Source organism: Cupriavidus sp. BIC8F, assembly GCF_032465815.1.
Taxonomy (GTDB): domain Bacteria; phylum Pseudomonadota; class Gammaproteobacteria; order Burkholderiales; family Burkholderiaceae; genus Cupriavidus; species Cupriavidus necator.
This window is the reverse complement of the sequence record NZ_CP136094.1, coordinates 3,369,816-3,387,121: the sequence shown is the minus strand read 5'-3', so window position 1 is coordinate 3,387,121 and position 17,306 is coordinate 3,369,816. Positions and strand designations below refer to the sequence as shown.

The window sequence follows — 17,306 nt, the reverse complement described above, 5'->3', positions numbered from 1 at the left end:
CCATGCTGCAGCGCCTGCTTCCCCATCCCTGGCTGAGCCTGATCCTGATGATCATGTGGCTGCTGCTGACCAACAGCCTGGCCCCCGGGCACTGGCTGCTGGGGGCACTGCTCGGCTGGGCCATCGGCCGGCTGGCCGACCGCTGGCTGGTGCTGGGCGCGTTCCGCTTGTCGCGGCCCGACCTGATCCTGCGGCTCAGCATCCATGTGCTGTTCGATATCGTGAAAGCTAACGTGGAAGTGGCCATCATGGTGCTGGGCCCCACCACGCGCCTGCGCCCCGCCTTTATCGTGGTGCCGCTCGATGTCGAGCACGAACTCGCCACCACCGCACTGATCAGCATCGTCTCGCTCAGCCCCGGCACGCTGTGCGCAGAGCTGAGCGACGACCGCCGCGCCTTGCTCGTGCACGTGCTGGACCTGGAGGAAGAGGCCGCGCTGGTCGAGCTCATCAAGTCGCGCTATGAAACCCCGCTCAAGGAGATCTTCCAATGCTTGCCATCGTGATACCGGTCTGCCTGGTGATCCTGGGCCTGGCCTTCCTGCTGACCCTGGCGCGCCTGCTGCGCGGACCCAGCCTGCCGGACCGCATCGTGGCGCTGGACACGCTGAATATCAACGCCATCGCGCTGATCGTGGTGCTCGGCATCAGCCTGGATTCGGCACTGTTCTTCGAGGCCGCGCTGCTGATCGCGGTGATGGGCTTCGTCGGCACCGTGGCGCTGTCCAAGTACCTGCAGCGCGGCGACATCATCGAATACTAGGGAGCGCCGGATGCTGCATCCTGTTGCGGAATTCATCGTGTGCGCGCTGCTGCTGGTGGGCAGCGTGTTCATGCTGGTCGGGGCGATCGGGCTGTTCCGGCTGCCGGACTTCTTCATGCGGCTGCATGGGCCGACCAAGTCGACCACGCTGGGCGTGGGCGGGGTGGTGCTGGCCTCGGTGGCGTACTTCAGCTTCCGGGGCGATGCCAGCCTGCATGAACTGCTGGTGACCGCCTTCCTGTTCCTGACCGCGCCGATCAGTGCCCACATGCTGGCCAAGGCCGCGCTGCAGCGCCAGCTGCCGGTCGATCCGCGCACGCGCGGCAGCGGCTGGATGCCGCGCATCCGGGATTAGGTCTGGCCGCCACGGTTTACTTTCGCCGCAATGTGTCCTACACCCAGTCAGGCGATGCCGGCACCTTTCACGCCAGGGCAGGGGGTTTCATGGACTTGCAACACTCGGACAAGGTCTTCGCGGGCGCGATTCCCGAAGTCTATGAGGCCTTGATGGTGCCGATGCTCTTTGCGCCATACGCTGCCGACATGGCTGCCCGCATCGCCGCGCTGCAGCCGCGGCGGGTGCTGGAACTGGCCGCCGGCACCGGCGTGCTGACCCGGGAAATCGCCGGGCGGCTGCCGGCCGATACCGTGATCGTTGCCACCGACCTCAACGCGCCGATGCTGGCGCGGGCGGAGCAGGCCGGCACCAGCCGCCCGGTGCAATGGCGCGAGGCCGACGCCATGGCGCTGCCGTTTGCCGATGCCAGCTTCGACATGGTCGCCTGCCAGTTTGGCGTGATGTTCTTCCCGGACAAGGGCCGCGCCTTCGCTGAAGCCCGCCGCGTGCTGGTGCCGGGCGGCACGCTGATCTTCAATGTCTGGGACCGGCTGGAATTCAACGCCTTTGCCCGCGATGTCACCGGGGCACTCGCCACGCTGTTTCCCGACGCACCGCCCGAGTTCATGGCCCGCGTCCCGCATGGCTACCACAGCCAGGCCACCATCGAGCAGGACCTGCGCCTGGGCGGATTCCAGTCATCCCCGGTCTTTGAAACCGTCGCGGCAACCAGCCGCGCCAGCGCCGCCCGCATCCCGGCGGTGGCATTCTGCCAGGGCACGCCGTTGCGCGCCGACCTGGAGCGGCGCGGGCCGGATGCTCTCGGCCGGGCAACCGACCATTGCGAACAGGCGTTCCTGGAGGCTTACGGCGCCGGTCCATTGGCCGGGCCGATGCAGGCGCACGTGGTGATGGTAACGGGGTAACGGCGCCCGCCGGGCAAGGCTGCCCCGGCAGATCGCCGCGGCGCCACCTGGGCAGTGGCCTGGCTGCAGCGGTTGGCTTGAGACAGCACGGATCGTCGGCTACCATCAGCGCGGCGCGGTCCGGATTTCCCTGGCGCGCACTGTCGGACGTTGACTACGATGCCTCTTGTACGCGTGCTCGCGATCGGTCTGCTCCTGGCTTCGCTGTCGGGATGCGATTTCCTGCGCGGCTATGCTGAAGGCGAATCCGCGGTCATGCGGGACTTCAGGGCCGGGGATCGAGCCGATGACCTCGGCGCGGCGCGCTTTGTCTTCGATGACTTCGGCGGCCTGAGCACCGATACCCTGGAGACCAATGCGCTGCCGTGGAAGCTGGCAACGACGGCGCTGCTGCTTGCCGGCGGCCCCGGCGTTCCGCTCACCCAGGACGCCTTGCGCCGGGCGCTGCGCGAGTTTGGCTTCATCTATCCCGATGCGGTCCGCAACTGGCCGCGCCAGCAACAGCCCAGGTTCGACAAGCCCCTGGGCGTGGTCAGCGGAATGATCGGCCGGGACATCCCGAAGATCCGCCTGGAGGCGTCCAACCTGGGATGCGCATCGTGCCATGCGGGCATCACCTACGGGAAGAACGGGCGTCCTACCAACGATGTCTGGCTGGGGCTGCCGAATACCTCCCTCAACCTCGACGCCTTCGTCGCCGCGGTCTATCAGGCGGTGAAGCGGGTGAAATCCGATCCGGAAAAGCTCCTCTCAGCCATCCAGCAGCTTTACCCCGACACAAGCAAGGAGGAACTGGATACCCTCCGGAAATTCGTCTGGCCGCGGCTGGTGAAGCGGGTGGCGGAACTCGAAGCCAGCGGTGACGAGCCGCTGCCGTTCAGCAACGGCGCGGCCGGCAGCACCAATGGTGTCGCGGCACTCAAGTTCCAGTTTCATCTTCTCTCAGCGGGCACGGCCGCCAGCGGCTCCACCTCGATTCCGGAACTGGGCTACCGCAGCCTGCGCTCTTCTCTGCTCTACGACGGCGTCTATACCAGCAAGGGCGCGCCGCGCTTTGCGCCGGTAGCGCCCGGTGCCGCCGATGATGCCGGGCGGCTGGCGCATATCGTGGCCTTCTTCACCGTGCCGACCATGGGCATGCCGCCGGATCGCGCCGGCCGCGCCATTCCGCAGGTGGAAGACGTCATGCGGTTCATGGCGGGCTACACGCCGCCGCGGTTCCCCGGCCCGGTTGACCGCCCCCGCGCCGCGCGCGGCCGCGCCGTCTTTGATGCCAACTGTGCCCAGTGCCACGGCAGCTACAGCCAGGACACGGAGCGCCCGCGCCTTGTAAGCTTCCCCAACCGGCTGGTGGCACAAGCGGATATCGGTACTGACCCGACACGCTGGCAAGCGATCGACCCCGGCCTGCTGCAAGCCATCTCGCGCTCCGAGCTGGGCAAGCATATCGACGCGGCAAACACCGGGGGCTATGTCGCGCCCATCCTCTCCGGCGTGTGGGCGACGGCGCCGTACCTTCATAACGGCTCCGTGCCCACGCTCTGGCATCTCATGCATCCGCGGGCGCGGCCCAGGCGCTTCTGGGTCGGCGGTCATGCACTGGACTATGGCAAGCTGGGCATCGCCGGCAAGCTCGAAGCGGACGGTACCTGGGCCTATCCGGCCAGCTACCAGCCGTGGTCGAAACCCGTGCTCTACGACACGGCGACAGCGGGGCGCGACAACCGCGGCCATGAAAAGGCGTTCTCGACCCTTGCCGAAAGCGACAAGGATGCGCTGCTGGAATTCCTGAAGCTGCTTTAGCCTTGCGTGTTGCCCGGGTCAGACTGAACGGCTCACGATGCCCCCTTTGGCGGCTTGACCCGCCTGAAGGCACGGCAGTAGCATCAGTTCAGCGCAATCAGGTTGGAGCGCAGAAGATGATTGTCGATCTCTCTCATGTGTTCCACGACGGGATGCCTGGTGTCCTCTTCAAGCGCGAAACCGGCGAAGCGGTCGAACTGACCGCGCATATCCGGCCGTTCATGACGCATGCGCAATCAGGCTGGCACTACGAGGGCAAAGCCTCGTTCGAGATTTCCGAGGTGGCGTTCCAGACATCCGTCGGCACCAAGCTGGATGCACCCCGTCACCGCTTCGAAGGCGCGGAAGACATTGCTGCTCTAGATCTCAGCCGGCTGGTGCTAGACGGCGTGGTCATCGATGCCCGCCACGCGACCCCCGGGCAGCAATTTGCGTGGGATGACCTGCAGTTTCCCGAGCATCTCGCTGGCCGGGCCGTGCTGGTGAATTTCGACTGGGATCGCCATTGGGGAACGGAGATCTATCGATCGCACCCGTTTGTCTCACGCGACGTGATTGGCCGGCTCTGCGATGCGGGCATTGCCTTGTTCGGGGTTGACTGCGCGAACGTCGACTCCACCCAGGATCCGGAACGCCCGGCGCACACCCGGCTTCTGGGGCGGGGCATCCTGATCGTCGAGAACCTCACCGGACTGTCGCGCTTGCATGGCGTGCCGTTTCGCTTCTTTTCCATCCCGCTGAAGGCGCGGGACGCGGCGGCTTTCCCCGTCCGCGCCTTCGCCGAGGTGCGCGAGCAGGCATAGCCAGGATCGCGCCCCCAGCCGCGCAAGCGTCGTTGGATCAGGATGCGTGCATCAGTTCTGCGGTGGGGAGTCTTGCGCTTCGCGGGATGTCCCGGACCGGCACCGGCCCAAAGCGCATGATGTTCACGAGCCGGTTTCCGCGCGGCAAGCGCTGGCTTTCGGCAAGCACGGCGGCATGGCCAGCTGAATCGGCCAGCGCCGACATCGGCACGCCGGCAAAACCCCTGGCGGTCATGGCCAGCCAGAACCGGTACCAGCGGCGCCCGACGTCAAAGCTCGTGACGTCGGGTGCGGCATGAATCAGGACGATCCGGGCCGCGCTTTTCACTTTTGCGCTTTCCGATGCCAGCAGGCGGGTCAGCGATAGCGCCGAGAGCAGCCGGACCACACGGGGGCTCAGCGCAATCGACGCGCCCCAGGCTTCCCACCGCGACAGCGCCATGCACTCGGCCGAAAGCCCGTCGCGCGGCCAGCCTGGATCATGCGGTGACAAGCGCAGCCAGTGATAGAGCTCCTCGGCAAACCGTGGGTCATTCAATCCCGCAGCAGCGGCGTCGTCATACCAATTGGCGATTTGCGCCGTGCTGTTCTCGCTCGCCAGCGTGACGAACTCCGCGTTGGCCGCAGCGCATTCGCCCAACGACTTGATCTGCGGCGGGGTCGCGCGGAGAAACTTGCCTCGATAGGCGCGGCGCGCATCCACGAAGTCGGCAAGGGGATCCGGGCTAGCACCTGATGTGATCAGGCCAGATGCGGCCGGGCGCAGGCCCAGGGTAGCGGGCGGGTAGGGCAGGCCGGAGACCGCAGGCTGCGTGAGCCCCAACCCGAGCGTCGACAGCGCCATGGCCATGCCTTCCCAGGCCATGCCCAGGGCGATCTGGTTGTCCCGCCCGGTGGGGTCGCCCACGGTTAGCCATCGCGCAGAGTCTTCAAACAGTTCAACCTTGTCGCCGGCAAAGCGCCAGCGGGCGGGCTGGATATTGTGCGCGCTGGGAGCGCGACCTGCCTGGGCAACGAGGGTGAGTTGCTGATCGCGTGTGAGCATGTCGCTAGTATCCTATTCCGTAGATAGCTTGCCAAAATGAAATCGGCCAGTTGGCCGTCAGGCTAGGCGCGAGGAGGCGCCATAGCCGTAGCTATGGCAACGACGAGCAACGACGCATGGCGGCCAACTGGGCGATTTCATGGCAAGGTATCTGCGGAACAGGACACTATGGCCTTCCTGAAGAGATGCAGCCGATGCAGTGGCCTGGCGCCCATCTTCTCCATTTGCTTCTGGCTGGCGCCGTTCGAATCCGATACCCAGCTGATGCCCAGGTGCGAGTACCCGGCACCGCGCATGGCCTTGAGCAGATGGTGCAGCATGACGGCGTTGACGCCGCGGCTGTGGTAGTCCCTGCGCACGGAAAAAAAAATGATCGCCGCACGCTTGCGGCTGGCGCGGAACCTGATCAGATGCCAGAGCGTGGACAGCTTCAGGCGGAAGCCGGTGGCGCGCAGAAACGGATTGAGGTCCGGCACGCACAGCAGCACCCCGATCGGTTCCCCGTTGAAATAAGCGGTATAGGACAGGCGCTCGTCGATGATCCACATCATGCCGGCGCAGGGAAACAGGAATTCCTCCTCAGTCAGCGGCACGAACATCGGGTTGCTGGCAAAACCATCGTTCAGGACAGCGCATGCATCCAGCAGGCGCCGGTCAAAGCCGCGCCGCCGGATCGGCTCGAATTGCCAGGCGGGATCATCCAGCAGCGCGCGTTGCTTGCTCCCGATCAACTGCTGCGGATCGTAGCTGCGCACGTCGAGCTCGAACGTGCGCATCGGAAAGAACGGCTCGAAACCGCATGCCTGGAGCAGCCTGGCAATATGCGGCGGCGTGTATTCCTGGTAGGTGTATGGCGGATGCTCGAAGCCCTCGGTGACGATGCCGATCATCTGCGTGATCGTCAGGTTGAAACTGCCAGCCAGTTCGTCACAGCCGTTGTGCTTCACCCAGCCCGCCGCCGCGTCGAGCAGGGCTTGCGCGACCTCCACGTCATCGATGCAGTCGAACATGCCGAAGTAGCCGCGCTTCTGGCCGTATTGCTGATTGGATGCATCGTGGATATGGGCCAGGATACGGCCCACGATCCGTCCGTCCCGATGGGCGGTGAACCAGGTGCGGCGCGCAAACTGCCGGAACAGCGGGTTCTTCGCCGGGTCCAGCGCGCGCGCAAGATCCCCCTTCATCGGCGAGACAAAATGGGTATCGCGGCCATAGCAGGCGAAGGGCGCCTCGAAGAACGCGTCGAAATCGCCTTCACGCAGCACGGTTGTCATGCGGCCTCCCGCTGCCCGAGATGACGCGCCAGCCGCAGGATCACCGCCGCGCGCAGCTCGCCAATGGCTGCGTTGGCGCCTTGCGGCAGGTTCAACAGCACCACCTGCGCGGGCTGGCGCGCGATCAGCAGGGCATGGGTCATTTCGTGGCGCTCGAGCAGGTCCACCAGCTGCTCCGCGGCCTCGACCCGATCGCCTTCCCGGATCCTGGCCCACGCCCTGGCGTCGCCGATCGACACGGGCTCACGCCGCTTGCCGGCCAGGTTGAACAGCGCGTCCAGCGCGTAGCCAGCAAGCTCCGCGTTGCCGAGCACCACATGGTCGGCGGTTTGCGGCAGGCGCCTGAGCGAATGCAGGAAACCCTCTGGCGTATCCAGCCGGACGTGGAGCAGCCAGCGCAGGAATGCATTGCCATCGCCCGCCAGTGAAACGGCGCGAATGCGGACAAAAATGGCCGTCAGCAGCACCCATGCGATGGCAACGGGCATGCCGCGCACGCCAGCCTCGGCAAAGCCCGGGCCGGCCCCGCGCGAAGCCAGTGCCATCACGCTGGCCAGCACGACGGCGAAGAGCAGGGCGGCTGCGATATGCGCGAGCAGCCCGCGCACGACCCGCTGCGATTCCGACAGGTTCAGGAACACATAGACGAATGCCAGCGCCCCCAGCGCACCGAGGCGAACCGGCACATGGCCGAGTTCCTCGCGGAAGTCAGTGGCCGCGAGCGGGACGGCCAGGGCCACGACCACCACCACCGCCCGGGCCAGGCGTTCCTCGTTGTCGGACAGCTCGGCATCGCGCTGCCACAGCAGGAACCAGCCATTGCTTGCCGTGACCACGGCGAAGCAGCCAAGGAACGCCAGCGGCAGCGGCGTATTGCCCGACAGATCGGTAAAGAGATTGATGACGAAGAACACCACCGACACACCCAGCGCCAGCAGCTTCAGCCAGAACGGGTGGTGGCGCCGCACCAGGCGCTCGGCAAACAGGGTCATGGCAATGGGCAGCAAGGTTGCCGCGGCAAACACCAGCTGCGCAAGCAGCGTGCCGCCAAACAGCCAGGAAAAGCCCCGGACCGCCAGCAGCGCCGTCAGCACCCCGAACAGGAACAGGCCGGTGGCGGCCCCGGCCTCGCGCCGGGACCAAAGGAAATGCAGGTAGAGCCCGCAGCCCACCGCGCCGAGCCAGGTAACGGCCACATCGCTTGCCAGGGCGTCAATCACGCGTCAACCCTCATCTCGCATCAACCTCGCCATGAAGCGCCGTACCAGCGCGCGCACGGCCCACGCCGTCAGCGCATTGCGCGGCGTCTCGACACGCATGCTCCAGGGATTGAAGAAATAGCCGCGCACACCGGCCAGCCGCGGCCGGCCGAGCACCAGCTTGATCGCTTCGAACGCCATCAGGTTGCCCGTGGTGATCACCATTGGCGCAAACGACATGCGCTTGCGCTTGCCGGTCAGCAGGTCCTTGGCGATGCCAAGCTCCACATGCCGGACGGAACTCGAGTTGACCATCACATATTCCAGTTCCTTGCCCAGGCATTCCTGCCTGACCTCCGGCGTCAGGGACTTCCAGTCCATGCCGGCCGTGGGATAGGCAAGACGCTCCTCGGGCCGGGGATCTTGCGGCCGGACGACCGTGACGGAGGGCAGGGGAGCGGTATAGGCGTCGATGACGGTCGCACCATGCTTCCGCGCCTTGCGATAGAGCGCGATGCCCGCGGCCATGTCATCCATGCCGTTGACCACGATCTTGTAACGGCTCAGCAGTTCATCGAGCTTGTCGGTCCACTCCGCGCCGAAGGTCTCGATGGCAAGTTCCGGGTTGATGCGCCGGATCTGCGCCACGGTGGCCTCGACCTTGTTCACGCCAACGGTATCCAGGCTGGCAAACACCTGGCGGTTCAGGTTCGACACGTCGAACGCATCGAAGTCCGCCAGCGCAAAGCCGCCAATGCCCACCCGTGCCAGCGCCTGCAGGCAGGCGCCGCCCATGCCGCCGACACCGCAGATCAGCACCCGTGCACTGCGCAACTGCTGCTGTTCTGCGTCGGTCACGAAACCGATGTTGCGGGTGGTGAATTCCTCGTATGAAAAGGGTGGAATCATTGGCTTTTCCTTGCGCGCAGGACTCCCATCGGCTCGCGCGGATTCAGCCAGTGGAACAATGGCAGCACGATCCGACCGACAGCCAGGAACGCAATCTGATAAAGGATGGCGGGCAGGGAGTCCCGAGGGATTTCCCGCAACAGGTATTTCCGTGCGCTGGCCAGGTCCAGGCAGGCGATTTGCAGGAAATCGTCGCCGCGCTGGTAATCAAGTTCCCGCTGGCAGAGTTCGTTGGCGCGCTCGTCCCGATGCTTCGGCGCCTGGTCGAACGTCTTCTTGAGATTGTCCGAGCCGCCCGTATAGGCATCGGTAATCACGAAGCGCGCCTCGTCAAATCCCGCCGCCCGGTCAACCCCAAAGACATGCCGATGCGATTTCATGATCTCGCGGGCCACGCTCAGGTGTTCAAAGCTGCGCCGCGACGGCTCGAAGGGGTTGGGATAGGCCGTGACAAAGACCTCGGCAACCTTGCCGATAATGGCCGGCACCTGGGTCACATTGCTGATCCAGATCGGGCGCAGGCCGCGGCGGAAGAAAAGCAGGATGCAGGTCAGCCCGTACAGCACCCAGGACAGTCCTTGTGTGCGATAGCCCGGATCGACCATCACCAGCCCAAGGTGAATCGCCTCGGCCGGCCGTCCCTTGATCTCGATCGGCATGACCGACAGCGCATTGAACGCAATCGGCTGGCCGCTGTCCCGGTCATAAAGCAGCGTGATCACGGCCCGCCGCAGCCTTTCAGGGTCGCCGGAAAGCACCCCGTAATCGAGATCCTTGCCGATTCCCCGCCGCACGATGCCGCGCATATCGGCCAGCATGGTTTCGAGCTGCTGAGCGCCCATCCACAAGCCGGGCCGCTCGACGACCCGGATCCGGACGGACCGGCTGGCCTTCAGGCTCAGGTCCAGGTAGCGCAGCCGCTGTCGAAAACGCCCGATGAATTTGAACATGCAGGTTTGGCTGATGCCTTGTTCTTGTGTAGCCGGACTGGGAGGCAAGTGTGGATTGGAGCATATAACAGCCAGTCCATGGTGTCACGGGCGTGCCACAGGAAGAAGGCCGACAGCAGGCCAGTATTGGCAAGGGGGGTATGACATTTCAGTCCTCTAACGTAAAGTTGTTGGTTTAGATTTGGCTTGCCTGCTACCGCAGCGGCCCCTCCTTGGAATACGAGGCAAGCCAAGTTCTCGGTGGGATCGATCGTATCCTCGCCCGTGTGAGTAAGCGCTTCGTCTCCAGCGACGCGCGAGGGGATACCATCACTGTCGAAGCCTGCAGTACGGTTCGCGCGGCAGCTTGTCCTGCCTGCCGTCATTGGAGTAACCGAATCCACGGCAGCTATGTGCGCAGGCTGGAAGAACGACCGATGCTCGAGCAGCGGGTCGTTCTCGCCGTTGAGGTGCGTCGCTTCAAGTGTGCGAACGCCGGCTGCCCGCGTCGTACGTTTGCCGAGAACCTCCACGCACTGGCCGGTCGGCATCAACGTCGTACGCGATCGCAGGCTCGGGCGTTGCACGCGCTGGGCCACGCCCTCGGTGGTGAGGCGGCCGCCCGGCTTGCCAACGCCTTGGGCTTGCGCACCAGTGCCGACACCGTGCCGCGGGAGTTGCGCAGGGCTTCTGGGCGCAAGCGCAAACCACGACCGCGGGTCGTCGGCATCGATGACTGGGCGATCGCGCGCGGTCACCAATACGGAACGATCATCGTCGATTTGGAGCGACGTGAGCCGATCGAAGTGTTTGCCGGCAGGGAATCAACTGCGGTGACCGTGTGGATGCGTGCACACCGATCGATCGAGATCGTCGCCAGGGATCGGGCGGGCGCCTACTCCGAGGCGGTCGACATCGCACTGCCGGCAGCCAGGCAAGTCTCCGATCGCTGGCATCTACTATGCAACCTGCGCGACAACGTCGAGAGGTTGCTGTGCCGGCTCGGGCCGCAACTGCGCGAAGCCGCGCAGCAAGTCGAGGTCGGTGGCGTGACGCTTGGCCGGCAGCGGGTGCTGAGCCGCGACTCACTGTGGTCATGGCAGCGCCTGAGCGATCAGCGGCGCGCCACGCGGCTGGCCCTGTATGAGCGGGTGATGGCGCTAAGCGCCCAAGGCAGCACGATGAAAGGAATCGCGCGCGAGCTCTCAATCGACCATCGAACCGTGCGCAACTTCGCCACCGCGGGGGCCTTCCCTGAGCGTGCACCCAGGGCGCGAGGTCCGACGCCTTTGGATACCCATCTCAGCTATATCGAGGAACGAATCGCCCAGGGCTGTCGCTTTCCTGAACTGATCTGGCAAGAACTCAAGCAGCGAGGTTATACAGGCAGTCGCGCCGCCGTGCAGAATTGCGTGGTCCGCCTCCTCTTTCCGCTGGGCAAGGCACCGCTTCTCCAGCCACCCGTGCGCACGATGCCGTGCCCGTCGGCCCGGCGCGTGTTCGGATGGCTTGTCGGATGGAGGAAGCTCGCCGTCGAGGAGCCCAGGAGTGCGGACCACGAGCGCCTCATGCAGGCGCTGTGCAAGATCGAACCCGTGGTGGGCGAAGTTCGCAGCCTTGCGCGGGAGTTTCTCGGCCTCATGCACCGGCGAAGTCCGAGGCAGTTCGATCGATGGCTAAAGCGTCTGTCACGCTGCGACGCTGTGGAAATGCGCAGATTCGCGCAAAGCCTGCGCGCCGACTTACCGGCCGTGCGGGCGGCCTTCAAACTGACTTGGAGCAATGGCCAGACCGAGGGTCACGTCAACCGGCTCAAGTTCCTCAAGCGTCAGATGTATGGCCGCGCGAGCATCGAGCTTCTGCGGCTGCGGGTAATGAAGCCAAACTGAAAGAGCGGCCTGCCTTGTCCCGCTGGACAAGCTGGTCCGATCGCCATCGCGGCGGGTGAGACCGTGCGGGCGGCAGAAGGCTACCAGATTCGCCCACATGGTCATCAAGAAAAATGGTGGTGGGCGCCGGTGACGACCCCGTTCCACGCTAAAACTTCCTTCAGCGCGAGATCGTCGTCGTCACACAAATTGCGGAAGACCCGCGATTACTTCACTTCACGGCAACAGCTGTTTCTTCCGGTATCTCGCTAACTATCGATGTGCCGTTCTCAATGGCGAGGACATAGACAATTTCAGGCGGTGATATCCCCTTGACCGGAAGATTGTGCCATTTGCGCTTGTGGACTGTACGGCTTAAACCGCGCCCCCGCGTTTAGGCCAATCCCTGAGCGCCTTCGTTCTGTATTCCGCGCATAAATCAGCTACACCTTAGCCGCGAGGCGAGCCTGCTCAAGGAAGGATCTGATCAGACTGGCGCAGGGCGAGGTCCGTCGCCACAGCAGGCCGAACCGACGCGGCTCTGGTTCCGACGGTAGATGGAGCTTCGCAATACGCAGGCCGGCAGTCAGCGGCGAGGCGATATCCGGGACCAGTGACACCCCGAGACCACGATCCACCATCATGGCGATGGCGAGTAGGGAACTCAGCTCAAAGCGTTCCTGCGACGGGGTAATGCCGGCCTTGCGCAGGTAGTCGTTGGCCTGCTTGCCTCCGCCAAGGCTACGGTCATAGCGGATCAGCGGCCTGGTGCGCAGCAGTTCATGCGGATCCGCTTCCCTGTCCCGCTGGGCTGCAAGCACGACCAGCGGTTCCTTGCGCAGCAGTTCCCAGGCAAAGGCTTTGGGGATGGAGAAGGGCGGGTGCAGGCAGACGGCGGCGTCCAACTCCGATTGCTTGACAGCGTCGTAGAGCTCGCCTGACATGGCAGATCTGATGTGGACGGACACGCCCGGATGCTTGGCCGTAAAACGCGCGAGCGCATCCGGCAGGAGACTGTGGAGCGCCGTATTGATAGTACCGATACGAAGTTCGCGCACCGCGTCCGCCTGGTTCACCCACCCCCTTAACTCATCGACTTCCCTGAGCAGCGAGACACAGCGCGCAGCGAGGCGGCGCCCTGACTCGGTGGGCGCTACGGTACGTCCGGCCCGTGCCAATAACTCAGTGCCTAGTTCACGCTCCAGCACCTGGATCTGTTGGGAGACCGCCGCCGGCGTCACATTGAGCCGTCTCGCGGCTTCGGCCAGCGTGCCGGTTTCCACGACCAGACTGAACGCCTTGAGATAGCTTGTTTCCATAAAATTTCTATTGTGCGAACGTAGAAAAGTATAGTTTATCTTTCCTTGCGGTTAGGCCAAACTGCTTTTCACCCCACGTAGATACGGTGTTGGCCATGAGAAGCAAGCTGTTCGTCCCCGGTTCACGACCCGAGTTTTTCGCCAAGGCGCTCGCAAGCGACGCGGATGCGCTGTCCTTCGATCTGGAGGATGCGGTTGCCGAAGAAAAGAAGGCCGAGGCCCGCGATCTGCTGTCGCAACTACTGCGTTCCCCGGAGACTCGCTCGACGGCGAAGACCCTGATCGTTCGCGTCAATGGCCTCGACAGCGGCCATTGCGAGGCCGACCTGGCCGCGGTGGTGGTGCCAGGCCTGCACCTGGTCAACCTGCCAAAGCCGGAGAGCGCCGACGAGGTCCGCAGCGTGGCGGCGGCGATCGAACGGGCGGAACGGGACAACGGCTTCACCGACGAGGATGCGAAAGTCGGGTTGCTACTGAATATCGAGTCGCCAAAGGCGCTGCGCTGCGCCGCCGAACTCGCGGGCGCACATCCCCGCGTGGCTGGCCTGCAGCTTGGGCTGGGCGATCTGTTCGAGCCAGCCGGCATCCATCGGCGCAACTCCGCGGCGATCGCATCGGCCATGTTCGCAGTACGGATGGCAGCTGCCGAAGCCAACGTCTACGCCTATGACACGGTGTTTGCCAACATACGCGATGCTGAAGGCTTCCGCGACGAGGCAGAGGTGTCCAGGCAAATGGGCTTTCTGGGCAAGAGCTGCATCCACCCAAGCCAGATCGCGCTGGCAAACGATGTCTATCGCCCGTCCGACGACGAGATCGCGCACGCGCTGCGGGTCGTGGCGGCTGCAGCCAAGGCGCAGGCCGACGGCATCGGGGCCTACGTCGTGGATGGAAAGATGATCGACGGTCCCTTCGTCCGGCGTGCACAGGCCACTGTCGAGATCGCCAGGCGGCTCGGACTGATCGCTGCCTGAGACCGCATCACAGACCCACATAAAGCCATACAGGAGACAAAACATGACGACCTCAATATCGCGTCGTGCCGCCGCATGCTTCGGGCTGATCGCTGCGTTCGGCGCACTGACGGTGTCGGCAGAGGCCGCCGCCGAGACCCCCTATCCGTCCAAGCCCATCACGATCATCGTGCCGTATCCGCCTGGGGGCTCCAACGACATCTTCGCCCGTATCGTGGCGAAGGAGATTGGCGAGGAACTGAAGCAGCCAGTGGTCATCGATAACCGCCCCGGAGCGAGCGGCAACACGGGAACCGGGATGGCTGCCAAGGCAGCGCCGGACGGCTATACGCTGGTCGCGGTCTCGTCGAGCATGACAACCAATACGGCGGTTCAGAGCAAGCTGCCATACGATGCGGTCAAGAGCTTTGCGCCGGTGGCGATGGTGGCCAAGGGACCGTTCATCGTGGCGGTCAGCAACGACTTTCCAGCGAAGACTCCGCAGGAGCTGATCAATGCAATCCGCGCCAATCCGGGCAAGTTCAACTACGCATCGTCCGGCCCCGGCAGCGTGAACCAGTTCGGTACCGAGCTGCTCAAGGCCAAGGCCGGCAAGCTGGCCATTACCCACGTACCCTACCGTGGCATGGGCCCCGCCATCACCGACCTGATCGGCAACCAGACCCAGGTGCTGATCTCTAGCGGTCCTTCGCTGCTGCCAATGGTCCGGGCCGGCAAGGTGCGGGCCGTGGGGATCACGAGCCTGAAGCCAAGCCCTGTCGCGCCGGATTTGGTGCCGATGGCGAGCGCCGTCCCCGGGTACGAGTTTGAACTCTGGTGGGGCTTTCTCGCGCCGGCAGGTACACCGCAGGCAGTCGTCAAGCGGCTCAATGCGGCGGTGAATCAGGCGTTGGCGAAGCCAGCCGTTAAGGCGGCGATCCTTAAGGAAGGCGCCGAGGCGAAGCCCGTTAGCCCCGAACAGTTCGCCGAGACGATTGCGGCCGACGTGGTCCGGTGGAAGGCGTTGGCCAAACAGCAGAACATTGTCGCGGACTGAACCCCTACCTGATTCGGAGGCTGTATGCAAACAAACACCACTGCCGGGGAAGACGTCTTCGGCTCAAACCGGGCGGGACAGCCAGGTCCACTGAGCGGCGTGCGCGTGCTCGACCTGAGCGCCTATATCGCTGGACCGTATGGCTGCTCACTGCTCGCAGACCAGGGCGCGGACGTCATCAAGGTCGAGCCGCGCGTGGGTGACAATCTTCGTAAATACCCGTCGACGCTCGAAGCCGAAAGCCGAGCCTTCCTCGGTGTCAATCGAAGTAAACTCGGAGTCGTGCTTGACCTGAAGAATCCGGACGATTTCCAGCGACTGTTGGCGCTGGTGCGCCATGCCGATGTGCTTGTGCATAACTTCCGCCCCAGCGTACCTGGTCGGCTTGGCATTGGGTACGAACAACTCAAGACTCTCAATCCACGGCTGATTTACTGCGCTGTCAGCGGCTATGGCGAGACAGGGCCGCTGAAGGACAAGGCCGGCTACGACCAGGTGCTGCAGACGATGACAGGCATGTGCACACTGCAGGGAAAGGACGGGGGACCGCCGGAGATTCTGTACGGCTCCGTGGTGGACTACTATGCCTCGGCGCTGGTCGCGGGCGCGGTGTCTTCGGCGCTCTATGAACGGGAGAAGAGCGGGACAGGGCAGTATGTGGGCGTGTCGCTGCTGCGCGCGGCGCTGACTATGCAGTCGGCGCGGATGGTCTGGGCCGAATCGGAGCCGAAAGAAATCGGGCGCGACATGCGCTCCGGCGGCATTACCGGGATTCATCCCACGCGGGACGGCTACATCTATATCTCGGCCAACACGCCGCATTTCTGGAAAGCACTTTGCGAGAAAACTGGCCTGGTTGAACTCCTGGAGACCGATCGCTACGACAGCGTACGCAAGCGTGCCGAGCATCACGAGGAAATTGTGCCCCGGCTGCACGCGGCCCTGCAGGAGCGTTCGGCGCTCGAATGGGAGGCCATATTCGGCGAGGAGGTGCCATGCGCGGCCGCTCGCTCGGTGGAGGACATGTTCGATTTTCCCCAGGTCACCGCGGAAGAGATGCTGGCAACGTTCGAACACCCCGTGGTTGGCCGTTATCGCGGCTTCACGCGTGCCGTGAAGTTTGGGCGCACCCCCGGTCCGGAACCGTTCGCCGCCCCCGCGCTCGATCAGCACGGGGACAGGGTCCGTGAAGCTGCGGACAGGCTGGCACGGCATGCCTGAATCCCGCTACGGCGGCCCGATCCCGCCGGTGTCGAACAGTTCGGCAAGCTGCGCGCCACACAGCGCCGCGCTCGCCAACGCCTGTGACGCCCACCTGCACATCTACGACCCGCGCTTCGCGGCGATTGCACCCGTGGTGGCCAATGCCACCGTGGACGACTACCGTGGCGTGCAAGCGCTGCTTGGCACCAGCCGCGCAGTCATCGTGCAGCCTCGCTGCTACGGCACAGACAACAGCGCCACGCTCGATGCGATCCGGAAATTGGGTATCGCCAGTGCCCGCGGCGTTGCCGTGGTACGGCCCGATGTGACAGACGAAACCCTGCACTCTCTGCATGTAGGTGGCATCCGTGGCATCCGGTTTTCTCTCTACACCGAGGCGCACGCGGTGGTGGGCTTCGAGATGGTCGAAGAACTTGCCAATCGTGTTGCGGGGCTGGGATGGCATCTGCAATTGCACTGGACCGCAGATCAGATTGTCGCTCACCGCGACCTTTTGGAACGCCTTCGCACGCCGCTGGTGTTCGATCACCTTGCCCGCCTGCCGCTGCCGGGCGGCCCAGCGCACCCTGCGTTTGCATTCGTATCCGAGTTGCTGGCGCGCGGCAATGCGTGGCTGAAGCTGTCCGGCGCGTACCTGGATTCCGTCGTGGGCGCTGCCGGGCACTATGCGGACATCGACCCGCTGGCGAGGGCATGGGTACGCACCGCGCCGGAACGGCTGGTGTGGGGCAGTGACTGGCCTCACTCAACAGAGACCCGCGTCAAGCCGGACGATGCCTTGCTGTATGACCTGCTGGCCCACTGGGCCGGCACGGATGACGTGCGGCGGCGCATCCTGGTGGACAACCCTGCCTTGCTATACGGATTCGAGACCGCATAGCCGGTCCGAACCAACAA

Annotated in this window: 17 protein-coding genes; 11 read left to right on the top strand and 6 right to left on the bottom strand. The window is 64.5% G+C overall.

The window, feature by feature from the left end; genetic code table 11:
* Positions 1-2 precede the first annotated feature (2 nt).
* The 6 genes from RS901_RS15665 (at position 3) to RS901_RS15640 (ending at position 4,632) form a co-directional block, all read left to right on the top strand.
* The gene (locus RS901_RS15665; protein ID WP_316149707.1) at positions 3-506 is read left to right on the top strand and encodes a Na+/H+ antiporter subunit E; all 504 of its coding nucleotides are present in this window, start codon (positions 3-5) and stop codon (positions 504-506) included.
* Positions 491-763: a K+/H+ antiporter subunit F gene (locus tag RS901_RS15660; protein ID WP_013956829.1), complete on the top strand. Its 273-nt coding sequence runs from the start codon at positions 491-493 to the stop codon at positions 761-763. The genes RS901_RS15665 and RS901_RS15660 overlap by 16 nt, the downstream gene beginning before the upstream one ends.
* A 10-nt stretch (positions 764-773) precedes the next feature.
* Positions 774-1,118: a Na+/H+ antiporter subunit G gene (locus RS901_RS15655; protein WP_013956828.1), complete on the top strand. Its 345-nt coding sequence runs from the start codon at positions 774-776 to the stop codon at positions 1,116-1,118.
* A gap of 89 nt (positions 1,119-1,207) precedes the next feature.
* On the top strand, positions 1,208-2,026 hold the full coding sequence (locus RS901_RS15650) for a class I SAM-dependent methyltransferase (RefSeq protein ID WP_316149701.1): 819 nt from the start codon (positions 1,208-1,210) through the stop codon (positions 2,024-2,026).
* Between the two features lie 159 nt (positions 2,027-2,185).
* Entirely contained in the window at positions 2,186-3,829 is a 1,644-nt protein-coding gene (locus RS901_RS15645) for a hypothetical protein (protein WP_316149700.1), read from the top strand.
* Positions 3,830-3,945: 116 nt separating this feature from the next.
* Positions 3,946-4,632 carry a cyclase family protein gene (locus RS901_RS15640; RefSeq protein ID WP_316149699.1) on the top strand — a complete coding sequence of 229 codons (687 nt, stop codon included), beginning with the start codon at positions 3,946-3,948 and terminating at the stop codon, positions 4,630-4,632.
* A gap of 37 nt (positions 4,633-4,669) precedes the next feature.
* Here RS901_RS15640 and RS901_RS15635 read toward each other — a convergent pair whose 3' ends face one another.
* The 5 genes from RS901_RS15635 to RS901_RS15615 form a co-directional block, all read right to left on the bottom strand.
* Positions 4,670-5,677, bottom strand: coding sequence for a hypothetical protein (locus RS901_RS15635; protein WP_316149698.1), 1,008 nt, complete (start codon positions 5,675-5,677; stop codon positions 4,670-4,672).
* A 137-nt stretch (positions 5,678-5,814) separates the two neighbouring features.
* Positions 5,815-6,951, bottom strand: a complete 1,137-nt coding sequence (locus RS901_RS15630) for a GNAT family N-acetyltransferase (protein ID WP_316149697.1) — start codon at positions 6,949-6,951, stop codon at positions 5,815-5,817.
* Positions 6,948-8,171 carry a hypothetical protein gene (locus tag RS901_RS15625; protein ID WP_316149696.1) on the bottom strand — a complete coding sequence of 408 codons (1,224 nt, stop codon included), beginning with the start codon at positions 8,169-8,171 and terminating at the stop codon, positions 6,948-6,950. Before RS901_RS15625 ends, RS901_RS15630 begins: the two co-directional genes overlap by 4 nt.
* 3 nt (positions 8,172-8,174) lie before the next feature.
* The gene (locus RS901_RS15620; protein ID WP_316149695.1) at positions 8,175-9,059 is read right to left on the bottom strand and encodes a ThiF family adenylyltransferase; all 885 of its coding nucleotides are present in this window, start codon (positions 9,057-9,059) and stop codon (positions 8,175-8,177) included.
* Positions 9,056-10,009: a hypothetical protein gene (locus RS901_RS15615; RefSeq protein ID WP_316149694.1), complete on the bottom strand. Its 954-nt coding sequence runs from the start codon at positions 10,007-10,009 to the stop codon at positions 9,056-9,058. The genes RS901_RS15620 and RS901_RS15615 overlap by 4 nt, the downstream gene beginning before the upstream one ends.
* Positions 10,010-10,221: 212 nt before the next feature.
* Here RS901_RS15615 and RS901_RS15610 point away from each other — a divergent pair, with 212 nt between their 5' ends.
* A complete protein-coding gene (locus RS901_RS15610) occupies positions 10,222-11,877 on the top strand; it encodes an ISL3 family transposase (RefSeq protein WP_316149693.1) in 1,656 nt (551 codons plus the stop codon).
* Between the two features lie 422 nt (positions 11,878-12,299).
* Here RS901_RS15610 and RS901_RS15605 read toward each other — a convergent pair whose 3' ends face one another.
* Positions 12,300-13,175 carry a LysR substrate-binding domain-containing protein gene (locus RS901_RS15605; RefSeq protein WP_316149692.1) on the bottom strand — a complete coding sequence of 292 codons (876 nt, stop codon included), beginning with the start codon at positions 13,173-13,175 and terminating at the stop codon, positions 12,300-12,302.
* A 95-nt stretch (positions 13,176-13,270) separates the two neighbouring features.
* Between RS901_RS15605 and RS901_RS15600 the strand changes: the two genes are divergently transcribed.
* From RS901_RS15600 to RS901_RS15585, 4 genes are read left to right on the top strand one after another with little or no spacing between them, the layout of a single operon-like run.
* Positions 13,271-14,149, top strand: a complete 879-nt coding sequence (locus tag RS901_RS15600) for a CoA ester lyase (RefSeq protein ID WP_316149691.1) — start codon at positions 13,271-13,273, stop codon at positions 14,147-14,149.
* A 43-nt stretch (positions 14,150-14,192) separates the two neighbouring features.
* On the top strand, positions 14,193-15,185 hold the full coding sequence (locus tag RS901_RS15595; protein ID WP_316149689.1) for a tripartite tricarboxylate transporter substrate binding protein: 993 nt from the start codon (positions 14,193-14,195) through the stop codon (positions 15,183-15,185).
* 24 nt (positions 15,186-15,209) lie between these two features.
* The gene (locus tag RS901_RS15590) at positions 15,210-16,406 is read left to right on the top strand and encodes a CoA transferase (RefSeq protein ID WP_316149688.1); all 1,197 of its coding nucleotides are present in this window, start codon (positions 15,210-15,212) and stop codon (positions 16,404-16,406) included.
* Entirely contained in the window at positions 16,399-17,289 is an 891-nt protein-coding gene (locus RS901_RS15585) for an amidohydrolase family protein (RefSeq protein ID WP_316149687.1), read from the top strand. The genes RS901_RS15590 and RS901_RS15585 overlap by 8 nt, the downstream gene beginning before the upstream one ends.
* Positions 17,290-17,306 lie beyond the last annotated feature (17 nt).